Below are 21,156 nucleotides of genomic sequence, written 5' to 3' on the forward strand. Positions count from 1 at the left end.
CGGCTGCCGTCCGGGCCGTTCCGGCGTCCACGGTAGGATCAAGCAGTGACCGATTTCGACGACGAACTAATTTTGGCCGAGCTGACCGATACCGCCTCGCCGGTCGACCAGCCCCGGATCGAGCGGGCGGTGCGCGAAATTCTCATCGCGATCGGGGAGGACCCGGACCGGCAGGGCCTGCTGGAGACCCCCGCCCGCGTGGCCAAGTCCTATGCGGAGATTTTCGCCGGGCTGCACCAGAGCCCCGCCGACCTGCTGGCCACCACCTTCGACCTGGACCATGAGGAAATGGTGCTGGTGAAGGACATCCCGTTCTACTCCACCTGTGAGCACCACCTGGTGCCCTTCCACGGGTCCGCCCACATCGGCTACATCCCCTCGCATGACGGCAAGGTCACCGGGCTGAGCAAGCTTGCCCGCCTGGTGGAGGTCTACGCGCGGCGCCCCCAGGTCCAGGAACGGCTCACCACCCAGATCGTCGACGCCCTGATGGATAACCTGCAGCCGGTGGGTGCCATTGTGGTCATCGAATGCGAACACCTGTGCATGTCCATGCGCGGCGTGCGCAAGCCCGGGGCCCGGACGGTGACCTCGGCCGTGCGCGGCCAGCTCCGCGAGACTGCCACGCGTGCTGAAGCAATGAGCCTGATACTCGGACGATAGGACGCTACGAATGGATTCCCTCGCCGCCACCCCCGGAACCGGCCCGGCCACCAACCCGCTGCCGGTGATCCGTCCCGGCGTGAAACCGCGCCGGTTCGAGGACCTGCCCACCGGACGCGCGCTGGTGATGGGCATCCTCAACGTCACGCCGGATTCCTTCAGCGACGGCGGTGAACACGTCACGGCCGACGCCGCTATCCGCGCCGGACTCAAGATGCACTATGACGGCGCGGACATCATCGACGTCGGCGGGGAGTCCACCCGCCCCGACTCCACGCGGATTACCGCGGAGGAAGAACAGCAGCGGATCCTTCCGGTGGTCCAGGCCCTGATGAAAGCCGGTGCCCTGGTCAGCGTTGACACCATGAACGCTTCCACCGCGGAAAAGGCCATCGAAGCCGGCGCCGGGATCATCAACGACGTCTCCGGGGTGGAGCTGGATCCCGGGATGCCGGAACTGATCGCCCGGACCAAGGTGCCCTACATCCTGATGCACAGCCGCGGCAGCGTCCGCAGCCAGGACCCGAAGGCCGAGTACAACGACGTGGTTGAGGACGTTATTTCCGAACTGACGTCGCTCCGCGACCGTTTCTACGAGGCCGGAGTGGCTCCGGAGCAGATCATCCTTGACCCGGGACTGGGCTTCGCGAAGAACGCGGAGCACGACTGGGCGCTGCTGCGCAACATCGACCGCCTCACCGTGCTGGGCCACCGCGTCCTCATCGGCGCCTCCCGCAAGCGCTTCCTGGGTTCGCTGCTGACCACGGCCGGCAAGGCGGCGCCTCCGGCGGAGCGCGACAACGCCACCCTGGCTACCTCCGTCCTCGCGGCAAGCCAGGGCGTCTGGGGTGTGCGCGTGCACGACGTCGCGGCCAACGCCGACGCCGTCAAAGTCGTCGCCGCCTGGCAGGGCTAGGCCGTGTCTCTTCCAGCCGGCCCGCCGGCCTCCCGGGACCGCATCCGGCTCAGCGGACTCAGCGCGACCGGATACCACGGCGTCTTCGAACACGAGCGGCGTGAAGGGCAGCGGTTCGTGGTGGACCTGGTGCTTTACACCGACCTTCGTCCGGCTGCAGCCGCCGACGACCTTACCCTGACCGCTCATTATGGTGAGCTGGCGGAGCAGGTCTGCGGCATCATCGAAGGCGATCCGGTAAACCTGATCGAGACCCTCGCTGAACGGATCGCCGCCCACGTGCTGGCTGGCTTCGAGGTCATCGAAGCCGTGGACGTTACGGTGCACAAGCCGCAGGCGCCCATCACCGTCCCGTTCGGCGACGTGGAAATCCTGATCCACCGGGAGCGGGCATGAGCACCCCCGGGACACGCACCATCCTGGCCCTGGGCAGCAACCTCGGTGAGTCCCGCAGCACCCTCTCCGACGCCGTCGCCGCCCTCGCCCGCCATCCGCAGATGACGCTGGTGGACGTCTCCCCGGTGGCCCGGACCCGTCCCGTGGGCGGACCGGAGCAGCCGGACTACCTGAACCTGGTTGCTGCCTTCGACACCACGCTGGACCCGCATGCCCTGCTGGAGCACTGCCACGACGTCGAAAACCGGCACCACCGCAAACGCGAGGTGCGCTGGGGGCCGCGTACGCTCGACGTCGACATCATCACTTACGGCTCGGACCACGTTGATGATCCGGACCTGACCATTCCCCACCCGCGGGCCGCAGAGCGGGCCTTTGTGCTGCAGCCCTGGGCCTGGATGGATCCCGGCGCCGTACTGGAAGGTGTCCCGGTGGCAGAATTGGCTGCGCGGGCCGCTGACCTGCCCGGGCTTGAACGCTTCGAGGGGGAGTGAATTCCGCGTGAGGACCATCCGGTACCGCTGGCTCGCAGTCATCGCCGTGGTCTTTGGGATCGCAGGCTGGCTGGTGAATTCCTGGGCCACACGCAACGGGTATCCGGCACCGGTCCTGAATCTGACGGCCCTCCTTACACTGGCGTTCATCGTCGGTTTCACCCTGTTTCTTGGCCTCCGGGTCCGCCGGTGGCGGGACGGCAACCGCGAAAAGCAGCTTGATCCGATCGCAGCGGCCCGGACCCTGGTCCTGGCTCAGGCCACCGCCTACGCCGGTGCCCTCCTGCTCGGCTGGCACGGCGGCATCTTCCTTGACCAGGTAGGCCTCTGGGAGATGCGGCCCAACCATGCCCCGACCTGGGCCTCGCTCGCCATGTCAGCCGGCGGGATCATTATGATCGCCACCGGCCTGGTCGTGGAACGGTTCTGCAAACTGCCTCCCGAGGACAAAAACGGCGGCGACCCCAACATGCCGGACAACGGAGGAGAATATGCGTAGCCAAGCCATCGATTCGCAGGGTGTGGACTGGCAGCGGGTCTCTCCGCGGTACCTGACCCTGCGGGTGCTTTCCCTGGCCGTGGAGGCAGTCATCACCCTCGCGGTGGTTTCGGTTCCCCTGGTGCTGCGCTCCCTGGACATCTGGGGCGGCTTTCCCGCCTGGATCGCCTGGGGCCTTCCGGCACTGTTCCTGGCAATTTTTATCTGGCGGTCAATCCTGCTGCCGCGCCAGGTCCGGGCCATCGGATACGCCGAACGGCGGGAGGACCTGCTGCTCCGCAGCGGCATCTTCTTCCAGCGCACCCTGGTGGTCCCCTACGGGCGGATGCAGTACGTCGACGTCGGCGTCGGCCCGCTGGTGCGGATGTTCGGTCTGTGCACACTGAAGCTCCACACCGCAGCCCCGGGAACCAACGCCACCATTCCCGGCCTCCCCGCCCCGGAGGGTGAACGGCTCCGCGAACACCTGTCTGCGCGCGGCGAGGCGCAGCTGGCGGGCCTGTGACTGCCGCGTCCGGGGACCGGGAAAACCAGCTCCCGCCAAACCCGGAACGCCCGGGAACCGTCCCGGCCGCGGAGCCGGAATGGAAACGGGTCCATCCTGTCTCCCCGCTGGTCCGCGGTTGGATTGCCCTGGCTGCGATCGCATACTTCGTGGGCCGCGATCGGGTCGAGGCGATGTTCCGGAACGAGGGCGGCACCGGTCCGCTGCCGGAGGGCACGCCCCTGCTCTGGGCGGTGCTCGGGCTGCTCGCCGTGCTCCTGATTGTTGCCGGCATATTCTTCCTCTCCTGGTGGTTCACCCGCTACCAGGTCACCGCGGACCACGTCCGGGTCCGTTCCGGCGTCCTCTTCCGCCAGCACCGGCAGGCGCGCCTGGACCGGGTCCAGGCAATCGACATTGTCCAGCCCCTGCTGGCCCGGCTCTTCGGCCTGGCCGAACTGCGCTTCGAGGTCGCGGACGCCGGAGAATCAGCGGTCCGCCTGGCGTTCCTGCGGATCGACGACGCCCGGTCGCTGCGCGCCACCATCCTGGACCGCGCCTCCGGGGCTGAACCGGAGGCCGGCGACGGCACCGGCAGCGACGGCACTGGCAGCGACGGTGCCGGGCGGGCCCCTGCATCGGAAGCGCCGGAATACCCGATCCTGGCCCTGGCACCGAAAAGAGTGGTGGGGGCCACCCTGCTCTCCGGCAACACCATCTTCCTGATCCTCGGCACAGCCTTCGTGGTGGTCCTTGCTTCCGTGACCCGGGCGGGTGTCTCCCTCGCCGTGATCATCCCGGTCATCCTCGGTGTGGCCGGCGGCTACTGGTCCGCCTTCAACAGCGCCTGGAACTTCCGCGCCGCGGTCTCCAGGGACGGGATCCGGATCCGCTACGGACTTCTGGACACCCGGACCCAGACCGTGCCGCCCGGACGCATCCAGGCCGTCGCTGTCTCCCAGCCGCTGCTGTGGCGGCTCACCGGCTGGTACCGCATCTCCGTCAACGTGGCCGGCTACGGAACCGGCACCACGTCGGAGGGCGCTGCCCGCACCCGCCTGCTCCCCGCCGGAACACTCGAAGAAACCATGCAGATCCTGGCCATCGTCCTGCCCAATCCCGGCTCCGATGATCCCCGCGGGCTTTTTGCCGCCGGGATGGCCGGCAGCGGGGAGGACCACGGATTCACCGTGTCGCCGCGCCGCGCCCGCTGGGTGGCGCCGCTGCAGTGGCGCCGCAGCGGATTTGCCGTGACCCAGACGGCGCTGCTGTGCCGGTCCGGGCGCCTCTGGCGGAACCTCGCCGTCGTCCCGCATGAGCGGATCCAGTCGATGGCCCTGGAACAGGGGCCGCTGGCCCGGAAACTGAGGATCGCGGACCTGCGGCTGCACTCCACGCCCGGACCCGTCGCCCCGCGCATCCGCCAGATCGACGCCGCTGCCGCCCTGGAACTCTTCGACGAGCAGTCCCTGCGGGCGCGCGATGCCCGGCGGCGGGACCGGACCGAACGCTGGCTGCACCGGGAAACTGCCACTGGACCCGCGCCAGCCGCCGGGGACGCCACCGCGCCATCCGCAGCAGCACCGCCCGGAACGCCGCCGGCCCCCGGGGTGCCTGCAGCGGATCTCCCGGAGGCTCAGGAGGCCCCGGGCGCGCAGCAGGCCCCGGGTGCCCAGCAGGCGCCGGGTGCCCAGCAGGGGCCGGGTGCCCAGCAGGGGCCGCCCGCCGGCTCAACCGGCACCACGACTGAGGAGAACTGGAATGAACACCGCTGATCAGCGCCGGCGTGGCCGGCTCGGAATCGGCATCATCGGTGCCGGCAAAGTGGGCGCCGTCCTCGGCGCCGCGCTGCGGGCAGCTGAACACGCCGTCGTCGGCGTTTCCGCAGTGTCCGACGCCAGCCGGGAACGGGCCGAGAACCTGCTCCCCGGCGTCCCTGTCCTCGAAATTCCGGACATTGTTGAACGTTCGGAGCTGGTGCTCCTAGCCGTGCCCGACGACGCCCTGCCGCCCCTGGTCTCCGGCCTCGCGGCCACCGGCGCCTGGCAGGCCGGGCAGCTGGTGGCCCACACCTCCGGCAGGTTCGGCACCGGGGTGCTGGAACCGGCCCGCCGGGCCGGTGCGATTCCGCTTGCGCTACACCCGGCGATGACGTTCACGGGCATGAGCCTGGACCTGACCCGGCTGGCCGACTGCTCCTTCGGAGTCACCGCACCCACCGCGGTGCTGCCCATCGCCCAGGCGCTGGTCGTGGAAATGGGTGCCGAACCCATAGTCATCGACGAAGCGGACCGGGTGCCCTATCACGCGGCCCTGGCCCACGCCTCCAATCACCTGGTGACCATCGCAGCACAGTCCTCCGAACTGCTGCGCCGCCTGGGCGTGGAACAACCCGCGCGCCTGCTGGGACCGCTGATGCGGGCTTCACTGGAGAACGCCCTCGCCTCGGGGGAACATGCCCTGACCGGACCAGTGGCACGCGGGGACACCGGCACGGTCCAGGCTCACACTCAGGCCCTGAACGAAGGGGCCTCCCCGGACCTGGCCGCAGCCTACCGGGCGCTCTCCGAGGCCACCGCCCGGCGGGCAGTTGCCCGCGGATTGCTCAGCGAGGCCCAGGGACAGGCCATTATTGAAGTATTGAATTCCGAACCCGAAGGACCCCGGTGAACCACCCCCGGTTGGCAGCAACCCCCGCAGAACTCAGCAAGGCAACAGCCGAACTCCTGGCGGCGGCCGGCAAGGACCGCCCCTCGCTTGGCCTCGTCCCCACGATGGGGGCACTCCACCAGGGCCACGCAGCCCTGGCCCGGGCGGCCCGGTCGGAGAACGACGTGGTGGTGGCCAGCATCTTCGTCAATCCGCTCCAGTTCGATGACCCTGACGACCTGGCACGCTACCCCCGTACCCTCGAAGCGGACCTGGACCTCCTCGGAGCGGCGGGCGTGGACCTGGTTTTCGCTCCCAGCGAGGAAACCATGTACCCCGGGGGGCTGCCGCTGGTGCGGGTCAGTTCCGGGAGCCTGGGCACGCGCTTTGAGGGAGCCTCCCGGCCAGGACATTTCGACGGCGTCCTGACGGTCGTCGCGAAACTGCTGCACTGCGCCCAGCCGGCCGTTCCCGCTGAATACCGGGCCTACTTCGGGCAGAAGGACGCCCAGCAGGTGGCACTGATCCGACGGATGGCCGCCGACCTCAACTTCCCCGTGGAAGTCCGCCCGGTACCCATCGTTCGGGCAGCGGACGGCCTGGCGGAGTCCAGCCGCAATGTTTTCCTGGACCCGGAACAGCGGCGGAACGCGCTCGTGCTCTCCGCGGCCCTGAGCCAGCTGCGGGACCGCGCCGCTGCCGGCCGGCCGCTGGACCTGCCCGCCGCCGCCGGACTTATCGCGGCGCAGGCCGGTGTGGAACTGGACTACCTGCAGGTTGTGGACCCGCTCACCCTCGACCCGCTGCCGGCCGGTCCGGACGACACCCTGTCAGGCCCAGGACTGGCCCTCGTGGCGGCCCGCGTGGGCGGAATCCGGTTGATCGACAACATGGAACTGCAGGTCTGAACCACTGATCCCGGGCAGTCCCGTCAGGGACCCGCCGCACGGCTGGGTAGACTTAAGAACCGTGACCACCTCTAGCCCCGTTCCCGAAGCAGCCGATTCCTCCGAGCAGATGCGCATCCGCGCGGAAAAGCGCGCCAAGCTGCTTGAACGCGGCGACGAAGCCTATCCCGTCAGCGTCGAACGCACGCACTCCCTGCGGCAGGTCCGGGAAAAATACGGACACCTGCAGGCAGATGAGGCCAGCGGCGAGACCGTCGGCGTAACCGGCCGCGTCGTTTTCATCCGCAACACGGGCAAGCTGTGCTTCGCCACCCTCCAGGCAGGCGACGGTACCCGGCTGCAGGCCATGCTGTCCCTGGCCTCCATCGGTGAGGAAGCCCTCGCGGACTGGAAGGCCCTGGTTGACCTCGGTGACCACGTCTTCATCCGCGGTGAAGTGATTTCCTCCCGCCGCGGGGAACTCTCCGTGATGGCCGAGTCCTGGTCCATGGCCTCCAAGGCCCTGCGTCCGCTGCCCGTCCTGCACGCCGGCCTGAACGAGGAAACCCGGGTCCGGCAGCGCTACGTCGACCTGATGGTCCGTGACGAGGCCCGGGACATGGTTTACAAGCGGGCATCGATCATCCGCGCGGTCCGCGACACCCTGCACGATCACGGCTATGTCGAAGTCGAGACCCCGATGCTGCAGCTGATCCACGGCGGCGCGGCCGCCCGGCCGTTCGAAACGCACCTGAACGCCTTCGACCAGCCGATGACGCTGCGCATCGCCACCGAGCTGTACCTCAAGCGCGCCGTCGTCGGCGGCATTGAACGCGTCTTCGAACTCGGCCGCATCTTCCGCAATGAGGGCGTCGACTCCACGCACAGCCCCGAGTTCACCACGCTGGAATGCTACGAGGCCTATGCCGACCAGTTCGTTATGGCGGACCGGATCAAGGAGATCATCCTCAACGCTGCGGACGCAGCCGGAAGCCGGCAGATCGAAACCGCTGCCGGAACCATTGACCTCGACGGCGAATGGCGCTGGCTGGCCGTCTACCCGGGCCTGTCCGAGGCAGTTGGAACGGAAATCACCCCGGACACGGATGCAGTCACCCTGCTCCGGATTGCCGAAGAAAAGGGCGTCAAGGTGGACCCGAAGTGGGATGCCGAGAAGCTCGTCGTCGAACTGTTCGGGGAAATCGTCGAACCGACCCTGCTGCAGCCCACCTTTGTTTACGATTACCCGCCGTCGGCCCAGCCCCTGGCCCGCCCGAACCGCAAAGATCCCCGCCTGATTGAGGCCTGGGACCTGATTATCGGCGGGATGGAGCGGGGAACGGCGTTCTCCGAGCTGATCGACCCGGTCATCCAGCGTGAACGCCTGACGGAACAGTCCCGCCGGGCTGCCGCGGGTGATGAGGAAGCCATGGCGCTGGATGAGGATTTCCTCCGCGCCCTGGAGTACGGTGCACCGCCCATGGGCGGCATCGGCCTGGGCATCGACCGCCTGGTCATGCTTTTCACGAACGTTGGAATCAGGGAAACAATTCTGTTTCCCCTCCTAAAGCCGGAAATGGGTTAGATCATGGAATATGTGGAAGTCCTGCTGCCTTCCATTTGTGTCGCAGCTCTCTTCTTTTTCGCAATGAAGGCGCTGTTGAACGCTGATCGTTCCGAGCGAAAAGCCCTTGCTGAAGCTGAACGCGAGGCCGATCAGTTGGCTATCGATGATCCGGAGGCAGCAAGCGGTGCCACCGGACCGGCCAATAAAGAATAGTTATTGAAAATGCCTCCTCTGCTTTGACGCGGCATAACCAATTGCGTCATACTCGAAGTAGTCTCGAATTATCAAACATTCCGCTGCTTTGACTGCATAGGAGCCTGACATGGCGCAAAAGGTAAAAATCATTCTGGTCGACGATCTCGACGGTGGAAGCGCGGATGAAACAGTCCGTTTCGGACTCGATGGGTCACAATACGAGATTGACCTCTCAACTGACAATGCGAAGAACCTCCGCGCGGCATTGAAGTCTTATGTGGATGCCGGCCGCAAAACCGGCGGACGCACCGGGCGCCCCCGCGGCACCGGCGCCGCACGCAGCAATGAGGCAGCACAGATTCGGGAATGGGCCCGGAACAACGGCTACACCGTTTCCGAGCGGGGCCGCGTCAACAGCGAAATTATCGAGGCTTACCGCGCAGCCCAGGGCTAACCACCCGCGTGAGGTCACGCCCATGGCGAACACGCCCCTTAAGCGGGGTGTGGAGCCGTAGCATCGAATTACGCGTTAGCTAGGAGTGTGCCTCATGTTTGAAAGATTTACCGACCGTGCCCGTCGCGTTGTCGTGCTTGCCCAAGAAGAGGCACGCATGCTCAACCACAACTACATCGGCACCGAGCACATCCTGCTTGGGCTCATTCATGAGGGTGAGGGTGTTGCCGCCAAGGCCCTCGAATCCCTGAGCATTTCCCTGGGTGCCGTCCGCGAGCAGGTGCAGGAGATCATCGGCCAGGGCCAGCAGGCCCCGTCCGGCCATATCCCCTTCACTCCGCGGGCCAAGAAGGTCCTGGAACTCTCACTGCGGGAAGCCCTGCAGCTGGGCCACAACTACATTGGCACCGAGCACATCCTGCTGGGCCTCATCCGCGAGGGTGAAGGTGTCGCAGCGCAGGTGCTCGTCAAGCTGGGCGCAGACCTGAACCGGGTCCGCCAGCAGGTTATCCAGCTGCTCTCCGGCTACCAGGGCAAGGAGCCCGTCTCCGCCGGCGGCCAGCAGCAGGAAGGCCAGCCGGCGGGTTCGGTGGTGCTTGACCAGTTCGGCCGCAACCTGACCCAGGCAGCGCGTGAGGGCAAGCTTGACCCGGTCATCGGGCGCGAGCACGAGATGGAACGGGTCATGCAGGTGCTCTCGCGCCGCACGAAGAACAACCCGGTCCTGATCGGTGAGCCCGGCGTGGGCAAGACCGCCGTCGTCGAAGGGCTCGCGCAGGCGATCGTCCGCGGCGATGTTCCGGAAACCATCAAGGACAAGCAGCTTTACACACTGGACCTCGGCTCGCTCGTGGCCGGTTCCCGCTACCGCGGCGACTTCGAGGAACGCCTGAAGAAGGTCCTCAAGGAAATCCGCACCCGCGGCGACATCATCCTCTTCATCGACGAGATCCACACCCTTGTGGGCGCCGGTGCCGCCGAAGGCGCCATCGACGCAGCATCGATCCTGAAGCCGATGCTGGCCCGCGGGGAACTGCAGACCATCGGCGCCACCACGCTGGATGAATACCGCAAGCACATTGAGAAGGATGCAGCGCTTGAGCGCCGCTTCCAGCCGATCCAGGTCAACGAACCTTCCGTTGCCCACGCGATCGAAATTCTCAAGGGCCTGCGGGACCGCTACGAAGCCCACCACCGTGTCTCGATCACAGATGCGGCGCTGGCCTCGGCAGCAACCCTGGCCGAGCGCTACATCAGCGACCGTTTCCTGCCGGACAAGGCCATCGACCTGATCGATGAAGCCGGTGCCCGGCTGCGTATCCGCCGTATGACCGCTCCGCCGGAGCTGAAGGAAATCGACGAGCGCATCTCCGCCCTGAAGATGGAGAAGGAATCCGCGATCGACGCGCAGGACTTCGAAGGTGCTGCTTCCCTGCGGGACAAGGAGCAGAAGCTCCAGGACCAGCGCGCAGAGAAGGAACGCCAGTGGAAGTCCGGCGGCCTGGATGACATCGCCGAGGTGGATGAGGAACTGATCGCCGAAGTACTGGCGAACTCCACCGGCATCCCCGTGGTGAAGCTGAATGAAGAAGAATCCACGCGGCTGCTCAAGATGGAAGATGAGCTGCACAAGCGGGTCATCGGCCAGGACGAAGCCATCAAGTCGATTTCGCAGGCCATGCGCCGTACGCGTGCCGGCCTGAAGGATCCCAAGCGTCCGGGCGGTTCGTTCATCTTCGCCGGCCCCACCGGCGTCGGCAAGACCGAACTCGCCAAGGCCCTGGCGGAATTCCTCTTCGGCGACGAAGAAGCACTGATCACCCTGGACATGTCCGAGTACTCCGAGAAGCACACGGTGTCCCGCCTGTTTGGTGCCCCTCCGGGATACGTTGGCTACGAAGAGGGCGGGCAGCTGACCGAGAAGGTCCGCCGCCGTCCGTTCTCCGTGGTGCTGTTCGACGAGGTTGAGAAGGCCCACGCGGACCTGTTCAACTCGCTGCTGCAGATCCTGGAAGACGGCCGCCTGACCGACTCCCAGGGCCGGGTCGTGGACTTCAAGAACACCATCATCATCATGACGACCAACCTTGGCACCAAGGACATCTCCAAGGGCGTTATGACCGGTTTCCAGTCCGGAACCGACACGAAGACCGGCTACGACCGGATGCGTGCCCGGGTCACGGAAGAGCTGCGCCAGCACTTCCGCCCCGAGTTCCTGAACCGTGTGGATGACACCGTGGTGTTCCCGCAGCTGACCCAGGACGAAATCGTTCAGATCGTGGATCTGTTCGCCGAACGCCTGGGCAAGCGGCTTGCGGAGAAGGGCATGAGTATCGAGCTCAGCCCGGCTGCCAAGATCCTGCTGGCCACCCGCGGCTACGATCCCGCGATGGGAGCCCGCCCGCTGCGCCGCACCATGCAGCGCGAGATCGAAGACCAGCTCTCCGAGAAGATCCTCTTCGGGGATCTCAAGCCCGGAGAAACGGTTTCGGTTGACGTTGAGGGCGAAGGCGACGACGCGAAGTTCACCTTCGTGGGTCACGGTGCCCCGCGCGCCATCGAAGAAGCCCCTTCGGCCATCGAGGCCGGCGTAGGCGACGCCAAGTAGCGGCAGGCACCACCAGAAGCACAGAGCAGAACCAAGCAGAAGGAGCCCCCGGAAAATCCGGGGGCTCCTTCTGCGTTCCGCCCGGACCGGATGCCCGGTTCGCGGCCGGAGCCCGGAGAAGTCCTAGACTGAACCAATGACGCTTACCGCACAGACAGCCCCGGTCACCGTCCGCCGAGCCCGCACCTCGGACGTGCAGCACATCCGGGAACTGGTGGCTCCGCTTGCCGACGAACGGGTCCTGATCGCCAAGGAAGCGGTGGCCTACTACGAAGGCCTGCAGGAGTTCCGCATCGCCCAGGACGCCGGGGGAAACGTGATTGGCTGCGGCGCGCTGCACGTGATGTGGGAGGACCTGGCTGAAGTCCGCACCTTGGCAACGCATCAGGACTGGCGGGGCCGCGGCGTCGGCCACCTGCTGCTGGAACAGCTGCTGGCTGATGCGGTGGACATTGGCGTTTCCAGGGTTTTCTGCCTGACCTTCGAGGTTGATTTCTTTGAACGGCACGGCTTTGAGGTGATGGAAAACCAAGCTGCGGTGGATCCGCAGGTTTATTCAGAACTCCTGCGTTCCCAGGATGAAGGCGTGGCCGAATTCCTGGACCTTGCACGGGTGAAACCAAATACGCTTGGCAATACCCGCATGATTCGATCTGTTCGCGGGTAGTGAACTGCCCGATATTACTGGCCATCGAGTAGCGAACCAGATAGAGTAAGGGTACTTAGCATCCACATAAGCCGAGAGCCGGCCGCAGCGGGAATCGTAAAGAATCCGCCGCGGTAAGCACCTCGGGAGATCAGAAAGCGGGTACCTAATATGGGCGCAGATGACAAGATGCAGAATAAGGGCGAAGAAGTCGGCGGCAAGGTGAAGGAAGGCCTCGGAAAGGTCACCGGAAACGAGCGCATGGAAGCCGAAGGTCAGGGAGACCAGGCCAAGGCGAACATGAAGCAGGCCGGCGAACACGTCAAGGATGCTTTCAAGGGTAAATAGTCTCGGCTATACCCGGCACGGACCGAATCCGTGCAGACTCCCGGCCGCTGTTGTCGCTGTTGACCGGGAAACCCGGAAAACCCGGGAAACACTGAAGGAAGGGCAAACGCCCTTCCTTCAGTGCGTCCGGGCACATTCGCGGCCTGTGCAGCGCCGCTGCCGAGGGGTAGGGTTGCCTGAATCAGCGATCAGACAGGCGACGGAGCCTGTCCGGTTTAATCCCGTCCTTGTGGGTAAGAGGAGCGTCAGGCCATGAAGAAACTCATCAATGATCCCCGCGCGGTGGTAGCCGAATCCCTGGAAGGCTTCGGACAGGCCCACCACGACCTCGTCACCGTTCACACCGATCCCGCCTACGTCCTGCGCCGTGACGCCCCCGTGCAGGGCAAAGTCGCGCTGGTATCGGGTGGCGGCAGCGGACACGAGCCGCTCCACGCCGGCTACGTAGGGCGGGGCATGCTCGACGCCGCCGTCCCGGGCGCCGTCTTCACCTCGCCCACCCCGGACCAGGTCCTGCCCGCTATCACCGGCACGGACTCCGGCGCCGGAGTGCTGCTCATCGTCAAGAACTACACCGGGGACATCCTCAACTTTGAGACGGCAGCGGAACTGGCCCAGGTTGAGGGCATCCAGGTCCGGACCGTAGTGGTGAACGACGACGTCGCGGTGGAAGATTCGCTGTACACGGCCGGCCGGCGCGGGGTCGGCGGCACCGTGCTGCTGGAGCGGATCGCCGGAGCCGCGGCGGAACGCGGTGACGACCTTGACACGGTCACCGCGGTTGCCGAGCGCGTCAACGCGAATGTCCGCTCCATGGGTGTGGCCCTGAGCGCCTGTACCGTTCCGCATGCCGGGGAGCCGAGCTTCGAGCTCGCGGAGAACGAGATCGAGCTGGGCGTGGGGATCCACGGCGAACCCGGGCGGCGGCGGATGCCGATGGCGAACGCGGACACAATCACCGACCAGCTGCTCGAACCGGTCCTCGCGGACCTGGACACAGCCTCCGGAGACCGCGTGCTGCTCTTCGTGAACGGCATGGGCGGGACGCCCCTGAGCGAGTTGTACATCGTCTACCGCCACGCCGCTAAGGTCCTGGCGGACCGCGGGGTCCACGTGGAACGTTCCCTGGTGGGCAACTACATCACTGCCCTGGAAATGCAGGGAGCGTCAGTGACCGTACTGAAACTGGATGACGACATGATCGACTTGTGGGACTCGCCGGTTCATACCGCGGCCCTGCGGTGGGGAGTATAGGCATGGACCTCAACGCCCAGTGGGCCGCTGCCTGGATGCGTGACGCGGCCGCGGCCATGTCCGAAAACCGCCAACGCCTCATCGACCTTGACCGGGCCATCGGGGACGCGGACCACGGCGAGAACATGGACCGCGGCTTCACCGCGATCGTGGAAAAACTCGACGCCGACGGCGTTCCAGCCACTCCCGCGGACGTCTTCAAGCTGGCGGCCATGACGCTGATGTCCAAGGTTGGCGGCGCCGCCGGACCGCTGTACGGCACGGCGTTCCTGCGTGGTTCCACGGCCGTGACGGGCAAGGAGGTCCTTAGCGCGGACGACGTCGTCGCTTTCCTTGCGGCCGCACGGGACGGGATTGTCAGCCGCGGGAAGGCAGAACCGGGGGACAAGACCATGGTGGATGCCTTCACGCCCGCTGTGGAAGCGGCGCAGACCGCAGCCTCCGCGGACGCCGGCGGACCCCAAACCCTGGCGGCGGCAGCCAACGCTGCCGAGGCCGGCCTGGCCGGCACCGAACCGCTGATCGCGCGCAAGGGGCGGGCCAGCTATCTCGGGGAGCGCAGCGTCGGCCACCTCGACCCCGGAGCCGCCTCCACGACCCTGATCCTGCAGGCGGCAGCGCAGGCTGCAGGGGAGAAGGCATGAAGGTCGGGCTCGTTATCGTTTCGCACAGCGACAAGCTCGCCGAGGGGCTCAGTGAACTCGCCGGCCAGATGGCGCCGGATGTGGCCATCATCGCTGCCGGCGGAACTGACGACGGCGGGATTGGCACCAGCCTCGAGAAAATCCAGGCGGGCATCGCCCAGGCTGATGGGGGCGCCGGCGTCGCGGTGCTGGCCGATCTCGGCTCGGCCGTGATGACCGCTGAAATGGCGCTGGAATTCCTGGAACCGGATCAGCGGGACAGGGTCCGGCTCGCTGATGCTCCGCTGGTCGAAGGGGCCGTTGCCGCTGCGGTGGCCGCCCAGACCGGGCAGGATCTGCAGGCCGTGGTGCGGGACGCTGAGGCAGCGGCCGCATCGATGGCCGGAGCCGCGGGCAGTACGGCGCCGGCGGAGGCCGTGCCTGAGCTTGACGACATCGACCAGGATGACACCGGCGTGCGCGAGGCATCGTGGGAACTGATCAACCCGATGGGACTGCATGCCCGGCCCGCAGCGGTTGTTGCCCAGGCCATGGCGGACCTCGACGCGGACATTACGATCAACGGCGTGGACGGCAAGTCCGTGATGATGCTGATGACCCTCGGGCTGAAGGCGGGGGACACCCTCACCGTTTCAGCGCACGGGCCGGACGCGGAACGAGCGGTGGAGATGCTGGGGCTGGAAGTCCGAAACGGTTTCGGGGAAATCTAGGCCGGCAGCCGAAGGCCGCCCGCAGAGAGTTCCGCCAGACCGTCACGCAGCAAACCGTCCAGAGCCCTTTCGAGCTGCTCCTGGGGAGCTGACAGGGCGTGCAGCGCTGCCAGCGGCGTGGTCATTTCTTCCGTGCCGGCGGTGAGGTCCACCGGGCCGGCCAGCAGCAGTTCGCGCAGGACCGGTCCCTCAGCTTCCCTGAGCACGGCCATCATGGCTCCGCGCACCTGGCGGTCGGTCCCGTGCCAGGCCTGGCCCTTGGGGACGTAGTGCGGTTCCGGTCTCCCGGCGCGCACCCAGGCGCAGTCTGCCAGCACCGGGCAATCCGTACAGCTGGGGTTCCGGGCCGTGCAGACCAGCGCCCCGAGTTCCATGACGGAGGCGTTCCAGGCCACCGACTCAGCGGTGTCGCCGGGCAGCAGCGAGACCGCCAGACGCATTTCGGCCGCCGTCAGGGACGGCGAGGGCAGGGCGTTGCCGGTCACCAGCCGGGCATGCACCCGGCGGATGTTGGTGTCCACCACCGTTTCCCGCTGCCCGAAGGCGAACGCCGCCACGGCCGCCGCGGTGTAGTCGCCGACTCCGGGCAGGGTGAGCAGCGCGGCATGGGTGCCCGGGACTTCGCCGCCGTGTCCGGTGACAATGGCTGTGGCCGCCGCATGCAGGCGGAGGGCCCGCCGGGGATAACCCAGCCGGCCCCAGGCCCGGACGGCCTCTCCGCTGGGTTCCGCCGCCAGGGACGCCGGCTCCGGCCACCGCTGCATCCATTCCTGCCAGACGGGCAGGACCCGGACCACCGGAGTCTGCTGCAGCATGACCTCGCTGACCAGGACGCCCCACGGGCTGCAATCCGGTTCCCGCCAGGGCAGCGGGCGGGCGTTGCGGGCGAACCAGGAGGTGATACGGGTATGCAGCTGCGGCACTTGGGCTTCCTGCTCCGGTTCCATGCGCTGCTCCTTCCGTAATGACCAGCAATACTCTACTGATCGGCGTGGGGTCCGCCGTAATCCGGACCAGTCTCCCTAGCCTTAAGCCATGGCGGTAAAAGGATCCAGCAGAACCCAGCCCAGCAAAGCGGTCTACCGCCGTCGCCGGCTGTTCCTGTTCCTGGTGCTGGCCGCAGTCCTCGGCGGCCTGGTGTGGGGCGGATTCGCCCTGGCCGGTGCCCTGGCCGGAGACAAGGAAGCCTCGGCCTCCGAACCGTTCCAATCGGCCCCGGAATCCTCCCCGCCAGCAAGCCCGGAGGCGAGTGCCCCGGAGCCCGCCCCGAAACCGGAACCGGATGCCTCCGGGAAGGCTGAAGAACCCGATGCCAGCTGCCCGGCTGCAGCGGTGAAGGTGGCTGCCGCGACCGACGCCCCGGCCTATGCCGCGGGGACCAACCCTCTGCTGACCCTCTCCGTGACCAACACCGGGACGGAACCGTGTGAAATCAACGTGGGCACCAATCAGATGGAATTCATCGTCACCAGCGGTTCAGACCGCATCTTCTCCTCCGCGGACTGCCAGGACGGCGGGGCGGACCTGATGAAGGAATTCGCTGCCGGAGCCACCGAAAAAGCCAACTTCACCTGGGAGCGGCTGCGGTCGGCACCCGGCTGCGGGCCCGTTGCCAGCAACCCGAATCCAGGCTGGTACGTCTTCACCGCCCGGCTGGGTGAGGTGACGAGCGAGAAGGCAGTTTTCCAGCTGGACTAAGGCTTTCCGGCCGGCCTGTCCGCGGCGGCGCCGCGGATTGGCGCCCGGCCACATCAACCGGCTACATAAACCGGTCGAGCAGGCTCGTTTCAGCAATCCGGGACAGGCCCTCACGAACCGTGCGGGCGCGCTGTTCTCCGATTCCGTCCACCTGCATCAGGTCTTCGATGTTCGCGGCCATCAGGTTCTGCAGGCCGCCAAAATGGTCCACCAGTCGGTTGGAGACCGCCGGAGGGACGCTCTTGATATTGCTCAGCAGGCGGTACCCGCGCGGCTGCACCACCGCTTCCAGGGACTCCTGGCCGGGCTGGAAACCCACCACAGTGGCGATCTTGCCCAGGTCCACCATGTCGGAGGAGCTGAGGTTCTGCAGCGTCGCCATCCGTTCCTCCACGTCATCCAGGCTGCCGCTGACGTCCACGTAGTCCCGGATGATCATTTCGCTGCCCGGGCCCAGGCCGGTGGTCAGTTCCTCCAGCTGCAGGGAGAGCAGGCGCCCATCGACGCCGAGTTCCAGGACGTACTGGGAGATTTCCTCGGAGATGCGGCGGACCATTTCCTGGCGCTGGAGCGTGACGGCGACATCCCGCATGGTGACCATGGCTTCGATCTCCAGCGCGGAGAGGGAGTTGGTGACCTGGTCCAGGCGGGCACGGTAGCGCTCCAGCGTGGCCAGCGCCTGGTTGGCGCGGGCCGCCACGGGCTCGGACCCTTCCAGGACGTGGCGGAGGCCGCCGACGTAGAGCTGGATGATCTGCATGGACTGGCTGACGGAAATGACGGGAAAGCCTGTCTGGATGGCCACGCGCTCCGCCGTGCGGTGCCGGGTTCCGGATTCGTGCGTCTCAATGGTGTGGTCCGGCACCAGCTGGACCGCGGCCCGGAGAATGTTCGCGCCATCCTTGTCGCAGACGATGGCACCGTCCATTTTGGCCAGTTCGCGCAGCCGGGTGGAGGAAAACTCGATGCCGATGTCGAACCCGCCGGAACAGATGGAATCCACTGTGCGGTCGAACCCCAGGACGATGAGCGCTCCGGTGCGGCCGCGCAGAATCCGCTCGAGTCCATCGCGCAGGGCGGTTCCGGGGGCAACCCTGGCCAGCGTGGCCTTCAACGCATCCTCGGGGGTGCGAGCCATTGTCACTTCCTTCCGGCCAGTCCGGCCCACGGACGTTCTGGGCGTGGGTGCGCAGACACTTCACCATAGTAATGCGCGAAACGGCCACATTTGTCACTTCCGTCACCGGAGTATGACAAATGAACCATCAGGCTGGGCCGGCAGGATCTAGAAGAGCAGTTCCAACGCCTCGGAAAGCGTGGATACCTCTCTTACCTTGAATCCGGCGGGCACCTGCCCCGGTCCGTTGGGCGACGCCGGAACCACGGCGTGGCTGAAACCGAGCCGTTCGGCTTCCTGCACCCGGCGGGCGATTCCGGGGATGGGGCGGACCTCACCCGCCAGCCCCACCTCGCCGAAGGCGATGAGGCGGGCTGGAAGCGGCTTGTTCATTTTGGCGGAGGCGACGGCCAGCGCAACAGCGAGGTCAGTGGCAGGCTCGGTGAGCTTCACGCCCCCGACGGTGGCCACGTAGCTGTCATCCTTGGCCAGGTTCATCGAGGCCCGCTGCTGCAGGACCGCCAGCAGCATCGCCACCCGGGCCGAATCGAGCCCGCTGGTGGCCCGGCGGGCCTGGGCATTGCCGGTTTCGGCGAGCAGTGCCTGCACCTCGGCAACCAGCGGACGCCGCCCCTCGAGGGTCACGGTGATGCAGGTTCCGGAAACCGGGTCCTTGGTCCGGGAGACGAAGAGTCCGCTGGGGTCGGCGAGTCCCTCAATGCCGTCCTCAGTGAGGTCGAAACAGCCGACCTCGTCCGTGGGGCCGTAACGGTTCTTGACGGCGCGGAGCAGCCGCAGGCGGGAGTGCCGGTCGCCGTCGAACTGGCAGACCACGTCCACCAGGTGCTCCAGCAGCCGCGGCCCGGCGATGGAGCCGTCCTTCGTGACATGCCCAACCAGCAGGGTGGTCATGTTCCTGGTCTTGGCGGCGTTGATGAGGGAAGCGGCGACCTCGCGGACCTGGCTCACCCCGCCGGCACTGCCGTCCACCGCGGCGCTGCTGAGGGTCTGGACCGAGTCGACGATCAGCAGGGCCGGCTTGACCTGCTCCACCTGGCCCAGGGCCTGGCCCAGGTCGGTTTCGGCGCTGAGATAAAGGCTGCCGGAGACCGCGCCGATCCGCTCCGCGCGCAGCTTGACCTGCGCCGTTGACTCCTCGCCCGTGACATACAGGACGTCCCGGCCCAGGCCGGCAACCCGTGAGGCGACATCCAGGAGCAGGGTGGACTTTCCGACGCCGGGTTCCCCGGCCAGCAGGATCACGGCCCCGGGGACCAGACCGCCGCCCAGCACCCGGTCCAGTTCGCCGACGCCGGTCGGCTGGTAGGCGGCCGTGGTGGCGTCGACGTCGGCAATCAGCTGTGCGGGGCGGGCAACCGTTGCTGCTGCGGTGGTGCGGGCCAGGACTTCCCCGGCTTCCTCGACCGTTCCCCAGGCCTGGCACTCGCCGCAGCGGCCCACCCACTTAGCGGCGGTCCAGCCGCATTCGGTGCAGCGGTAGTTGGCGGTCTTCGCCCGTGTTGTCTTCGTGGCCATGCCAACAGGCTATCCCGCGGCACTGACGGGGCTTCGCCGCGAAAGCGCCGCGGAGGATGGCGGCTGCTAGACCTCGGAGAGGTAGGTCACCGCTTCCTCGTGGCTGAGGCCGGTGGCTTCCAGCAGGTCCACGACCAGGGGGCGGAACAACATCACCAGGGCGTCGCCGTGCAGGTCGGTGACGGCCAGGGACGCCGGATGCAGGCGGGAGCCGACGGCGGCCAGTTCGTTCCGTGCCTGGCGCAGGTGGCGCTCCCGCATGGCAGGGGACTCGCCGCCGCCCAACGCACGGGCCAGCACGTCAACGGCGTCGGCCGTGTCATTGATGACTTCTGAGACCTTCTCCACCGCCTCATCCGAGAGGGCAGCATGGTTGATCACCGAGGTGGTCCGCCGGGCGAACACCCGGCTGTTCCGGATGGCCAGGTCCAGGTAGCTGACCGAACCGCGCAGGTCCCCCAGCTCGGCAAGGTAGCGGCGGTAGGCCGGGGAAATCCGGGCGACCTCGCGTGCGTCGCGGATACTGCGGGAGAGCATGTCCAGCTGCGGCTGGGTATTCCGTGCCCGGACCAGCGCGTGCCAGGCCAGCGTGGAGTCGCTGCGGGCCAGGGCGTCGGCGGTCTGGCGCAGCACCGCGGAGAGCTCGCTGAGCAGCTCACGCACATTGGACTTCGGCTCCCGCCGGGGATCACGCGGCGCCAGCATGGTGACAATCAGGGCGCAGAGTCCGCCCACGACGGCGTCGGCGCTGCGGGTGAACACCCCGCCGTCGGGCGCCGGAAGCAGCACCACCAGCAGGGACTGCAGGCCCAGCTGCGTGGTGAAGATGACACCGCGGTCCAGGAAACGGGCCAGCATCAGCGAGGTGAAGAGCACAATGGCGGCCTGCCACAGGCCGTTGCCGAGCACCTGCAGGAGGATTTCACCGATAGTGATGCCCAAGGTGCAGCCAATCCCGACTTCCAGCACCCGCCGGGTGCGCGGTTCGCGGGAGAAGCCAAGCGAGATCAGGGCAGCGGTCGCGGCGAACAGCGGGGCCTCGTGGCCCAGGACATACTCGGCGAAGGCATAGGCGCCCACCGCACAGATGGTCATCTGCAGTGCGGGGATCACCGAGGCGCCGCTGCGTTTCAGCCCGATCCGGAACCGGTCCCGCAGGAAACCGCGGGTGGCGGAGAGACTGTCACGGGCGGGCATGCCAACAGTCTAGGACGGTGCGGCTCCAGTCAGGGTGCTGCGCGGGCACTGTGACCTCCCGATCACCGCCGTGACGCGCCGCGGAAGCCCGCGCGGAAGCTCCGAATCCTGCCCCGGCGCAGAATTCCCGATCTGCTTGGTTCGAGTTCACTTTCCGTTCACCTTGGCGGGCCAGTCTCAATCCGGGACGACCA

General features: G+C 67.0%; 23 protein-coding genes. 19 read left to right on the plus strand and 4 right to left on the minus strand.

What is annotated here, in order from left to right:
- Nucleotides 1-45 precede the first annotated feature (45 nt).
- The 18 genes from folE to dhaM all read left to right on the plus strand — a co-directional run bounded on the left by folE (nucleotide 46) and on the right by dhaM (nucleotide 15,414).
- Nucleotides 46-663 (plus strand): GTP cyclohydrolase I FolE, encoded by a 618-nt coding sequence (gene folE, locus AL3_RS11135; RefSeq protein ID WP_066300673.1) that lies wholly within the window; start codon nucleotides 46-48, stop codon nucleotides 661-663.
- A gap of 10 nt (nucleotides 664-673) precedes the next feature.
- Nucleotides 674-1,579: a dihydropteroate synthase gene (gene folP, locus AL3_RS11140; RefSeq protein WP_066300676.1), complete on the plus strand. Its 906-nt coding sequence runs from the start codon at nucleotides 674-676 to the stop codon at nucleotides 1,577-1,579.
- 3 nt (nucleotides 1,580-1,582) lie between these two features.
- Complete coding sequence (gene folB, locus AL3_RS11145) at nucleotides 1,583-1,975, plus strand: dihydroneopterin aldolase (RefSeq protein WP_066300678.1); 393 nt, start codon at nucleotides 1,583-1,585, stop codon at nucleotides 1,973-1,975.
- On the plus strand, nucleotides 1,972-2,469 hold the full coding sequence (gene folK, locus AL3_RS11150; RefSeq protein WP_066300680.1) for a 2-amino-4-hydroxy-6-hydroxymethyldihydropteridine diphosphokinase: 498 nt from the start codon (nucleotides 1,972-1,974) through the stop codon (nucleotides 2,467-2,469). Before folB ends, folK begins: the two co-directional genes overlap by 4 nt.
- 7 nt (nucleotides 2,470-2,476) lie before the next feature.
- Nucleotides 2,477-2,968, plus strand: coding sequence for a DUF3180 domain-containing protein (locus AL3_RS11155; RefSeq protein ID WP_066300683.1), 492 nt, complete (start codon nucleotides 2,477-2,479; stop codon nucleotides 2,966-2,968).
- Entirely contained in the window at nucleotides 2,961-3,473 is a 513-nt protein-coding gene (locus AL3_RS11160) for a PH domain-containing protein (RefSeq protein WP_066300686.1), read from the plus strand. The genes AL3_RS11155 and AL3_RS11160 overlap by 8 nt, the downstream gene beginning before the upstream one ends.
- Nucleotides 3,470-5,227 (plus strand): PH domain-containing protein, encoded by a 1,758-nt coding sequence (locus tag AL3_RS19050; RefSeq protein ID WP_083521679.1) that lies wholly within the window; start codon nucleotides 3,470-3,472, stop codon nucleotides 5,225-5,227. The genes AL3_RS11160 and AL3_RS19050 overlap by 4 nt, the downstream gene beginning before the upstream one ends.
- Nucleotides 5,214-6,122, plus strand: a complete 909-nt coding sequence (locus AL3_RS11170) for a Rossmann-like and DUF2520 domain-containing protein (RefSeq protein WP_066300691.1) — start codon at nucleotides 5,214-5,216, stop codon at nucleotides 6,120-6,122. Before AL3_RS19050 ends, AL3_RS11170 begins: the two co-directional genes overlap by 14 nt.
- Complete coding sequence (gene panC / locus AL3_RS11175) at nucleotides 6,119-7,009, plus strand: pantoate--beta-alanine ligase (RefSeq protein ID WP_066300694.1); 891 nt, start codon at nucleotides 6,119-6,121, stop codon at nucleotides 7,007-7,009. The genes AL3_RS11170 and panC overlap by 4 nt, the downstream gene beginning before the upstream one ends.
- Before the next feature lie 109 nt (nucleotides 7,010-7,118).
- Nucleotides 7,119-8,573 (plus strand): lysine--tRNA ligase, encoded by a 1,455-nt coding sequence (gene lysS / locus AL3_RS11180; protein WP_066300696.1) that lies wholly within the window; start codon nucleotides 7,119-7,121, stop codon nucleotides 8,571-8,573.
- Between the two features lie 3 nt (nucleotides 8,574-8,576).
- Nucleotides 8,577-8,768, plus strand: a complete 192-nt coding sequence (locus AL3_RS11185; RefSeq protein ID WP_066300702.1) for a hypothetical protein — start codon at nucleotides 8,577-8,579, stop codon at nucleotides 8,766-8,768.
- A gap of 109 nt (nucleotides 8,769-8,877) precedes the next feature.
- On the plus strand, nucleotides 8,878-9,204 hold the full coding sequence (locus AL3_RS11190; RefSeq protein ID WP_066300705.1) for a histone-like nucleoid-structuring protein Lsr2: 327 nt from the start codon (nucleotides 8,878-8,880) through the stop codon (nucleotides 9,202-9,204).
- A 94-nt stretch (nucleotides 9,205-9,298) separates the two neighbouring features.
- Nucleotides 9,299-11,812 (plus strand): ATP-dependent Clp protease ATP-binding subunit, encoded by a 2,514-nt coding sequence (locus AL3_RS11195; protein ID WP_066300707.1) that lies wholly within the window; start codon nucleotides 9,299-9,301, stop codon nucleotides 11,810-11,812.
- 136 nt (nucleotides 11,813-11,948) lie between these two features.
- Nucleotides 11,949-12,479: an amino-acid N-acetyltransferase gene (locus AL3_RS11200; protein ID WP_066300709.1), complete on the plus strand. Its 531-nt coding sequence runs from the start codon at nucleotides 11,949-11,951 to the stop codon at nucleotides 12,477-12,479.
- A 150-nt stretch (nucleotides 12,480-12,629) separates the two neighbouring features.
- Nucleotides 12,630-12,806: a CsbD family protein gene (locus tag AL3_RS11205; protein ID WP_066300712.1), complete on the plus strand. Its 177-nt coding sequence runs from the start codon at nucleotides 12,630-12,632 to the stop codon at nucleotides 12,804-12,806.
- A gap of 252 nt (nucleotides 12,807-13,058) precedes the next feature.
- A complete protein-coding gene (dhaK, locus tag AL3_RS11210) occupies nucleotides 13,059-14,060 on the plus strand; it encodes a dihydroxyacetone kinase subunit DhaK (RefSeq protein WP_066300715.1) in 1,002 nt (333 codons plus the stop codon).
- 2 nt (nucleotides 14,061-14,062) lie between these two features.
- Nucleotides 14,063-14,704, plus strand: coding sequence for a dihydroxyacetone kinase subunit DhaL (gene dhaL, locus AL3_RS11215; RefSeq protein WP_066300717.1), 642 nt, complete (start codon nucleotides 14,063-14,065; stop codon nucleotides 14,702-14,704).
- Nucleotides 14,701-15,414: a dihydroxyacetone kinase phosphoryl donor subunit DhaM gene (gene dhaM / locus AL3_RS11220; protein ID WP_066300719.1), complete on the plus strand. Its 714-nt coding sequence runs from the start codon at nucleotides 14,701-14,703 to the stop codon at nucleotides 15,412-15,414. The genes dhaL and dhaM overlap by 4 nt, the downstream gene beginning before the upstream one ends.
- Here the strand turns inward: dhaM and AL3_RS11225 are convergent.
- Entirely contained in the window at nucleotides 15,411-16,361 is a 951-nt protein-coding gene (locus AL3_RS11225) for an HhH-GPD family protein (RefSeq protein WP_066300721.1), read from the minus strand. The genes dhaM and AL3_RS11225 overlap by 4 nt on opposite strands.
- Before the next feature lie 88 nt (nucleotides 16,362-16,449).
- Between AL3_RS11225 and AL3_RS11230 the strand changes: the two genes are divergently transcribed.
- Nucleotides 16,450-17,112, plus strand: coding sequence for a hypothetical protein (locus tag AL3_RS11230; protein WP_066300724.1), 663 nt, complete (start codon nucleotides 16,450-16,452; stop codon nucleotides 17,110-17,112).
- A gap of 61 nt (nucleotides 17,113-17,173) precedes the next feature.
- Here AL3_RS11230 and disA read toward each other — a convergent pair whose 3' ends face one another.
- From disA to AL3_RS11245, 3 genes are all read right to left on the minus strand, one after another.
- Complete coding sequence (gene disA, locus AL3_RS11235) at nucleotides 17,174-18,250, minus strand: DNA integrity scanning diadenylate cyclase DisA (protein ID WP_066300726.1); 1,077 nt, start codon at nucleotides 18,248-18,250, stop codon at nucleotides 17,174-17,176.
- Nucleotides 18,251-18,397: 147 nt separating this feature from the next.
- A complete protein-coding gene (gene radA / locus AL3_RS11240) occupies nucleotides 18,398-19,765 on the minus strand; it encodes a DNA repair protein RadA (protein WP_066300728.1) in 1,368 nt (455 codons plus the stop codon).
- 66 nt (nucleotides 19,766-19,831) lie between these two features.
- Nucleotides 19,832-20,962 carry an FUSC family protein gene (locus AL3_RS11245; RefSeq protein WP_066300730.1) on the minus strand — a complete coding sequence of 377 codons (1,131 nt, stop codon included), beginning with the start codon at nucleotides 20,960-20,962 and terminating at the stop codon, nucleotides 19,832-19,834.
- Nucleotides 20,963-21,156: the final 194 nt, after the last annotated feature.

This window comes from Arthrobacter luteolus NBRC 107841 (genome assembly GCF_001552075.1).
Taxonomy (GTDB): Bacteria; Actinomycetota; Actinomycetes; order Actinomycetales; family Micrococcaceae; genus Arthrobacter_B; species Arthrobacter_B luteolus.

What these genes read in the sequence shown, in the direction of transcription:
- folP (WP_066300676.1), top strand. Translation starts at nt 674, where the DNA reads ATGGATTCCCTCGCCGCCACCCCCGGAACCGGCCCGGCCACCAACCCG.
- folK (WP_066300680.1), top strand. Translation starts at nt 1,972, where the DNA reads ATGAGCACCCCCGGGACACGCACCATCCTGGCCCTGGGCAGCAACCTC.
- AL3_RS11160 (WP_066300686.1), top strand. Translation starts at nt 2,961, where the DNA reads ATGCGTAGCCAAGCCATCGATTCGCAGGGTGTGGACTGGCAGCGGGTC.
- AL3_RS11170 (WP_066300691.1), top strand. Translation starts at nt 5,214, where the DNA reads ATGAACACCGCTGATCAGCGCCGGCGTGGCCGGCTCGGAATCGGCATC.
- lysS (WP_066300696.1), top strand. Translation starts at nt 7,119, where the DNA reads ATGCGCATCCGCGCGGAAAAGCGCGCCAAGCTGCTTGAACGCGGCGAC.
- AL3_RS11185 (WP_066300702.1), top strand. Translation starts at nt 8,577, where the DNA reads ATGGAATATGTGGAAGTCCTGCTGCCTTCCATTTGTGTCGCAGCTCTC.
- AL3_RS11190 (WP_066300705.1), top strand. Translation starts at nt 8,878, where the DNA reads ATGGCGCAAAAGGTAAAAATCATTCTGGTCGACGATCTCGACGGTGGA.
- AL3_RS11195 (WP_066300707.1), top strand. Translation starts at nt 9,299, where the DNA reads ATGTTTGAAAGATTTACCGACCGTGCCCGTCGCGTTGTCGTGCTTGCC.
- AL3_RS11200 (WP_066300709.1), top strand. Translation starts at nt 11,949, where the DNA reads ATGACGCTTACCGCACAGACAGCCCCGGTCACCGTCCGCCGAGCCCGC.
- AL3_RS11205 (WP_066300712.1), top strand. Translation starts at nt 12,630, where the DNA reads ATGGGCGCAGATGACAAGATGCAGAATAAGGGCGAAGAAGTCGGCGGC.
- dhaK (WP_066300715.1), top strand. Translation starts at nt 13,059, where the DNA reads ATGAAGAAACTCATCAATGATCCCCGCGCGGTGGTAGCCGAATCCCTG.
- dhaL (WP_066300717.1), top strand. Translation starts at nt 14,063, where the DNA reads ATGGACCTCAACGCCCAGTGGGCCGCTGCCTGGATGCGTGACGCGGCC.
- dhaM (WP_066300719.1), top strand. Translation starts at nt 14,701, where the DNA reads ATGAAGGTCGGGCTCGTTATCGTTTCGCACAGCGACAAGCTCGCCGAG.
- AL3_RS11225 (WP_066300721.1), bottom strand. Translation starts at nt 16,361, where the DNA reads ATGGAACCGGAGCAGGAAGCCCAAGTGCCGCAGCTGCATACCCGTATC.
- AL3_RS11230 (WP_066300724.1), top strand. Translation starts at nt 16,450, where the DNA reads ATGGCGGTAAAAGGATCCAGCAGAACCCAGCCCAGCAAAGCGGTCTAC.
- disA (WP_066300726.1), bottom strand. Translation starts at nt 18,250, where the DNA reads ATGGCTCGCACCCCCGAGGATGCGTTGAAGGCCACGCTGGCCAGGGTT.
- radA (WP_066300728.1), bottom strand. Translation starts at nt 19,765, where the DNA reads ATGGCCACGAAGACAACACGGGCGAAGACCGCCAACTACCGCTGCACC.
- AL3_RS11245 (WP_066300730.1), bottom strand. Translation starts at nt 20,962, where the DNA reads ATGCCCGCCCGTGACAGTCTCTCCGCCACCCGCGGTTTCCTGCGGGAC.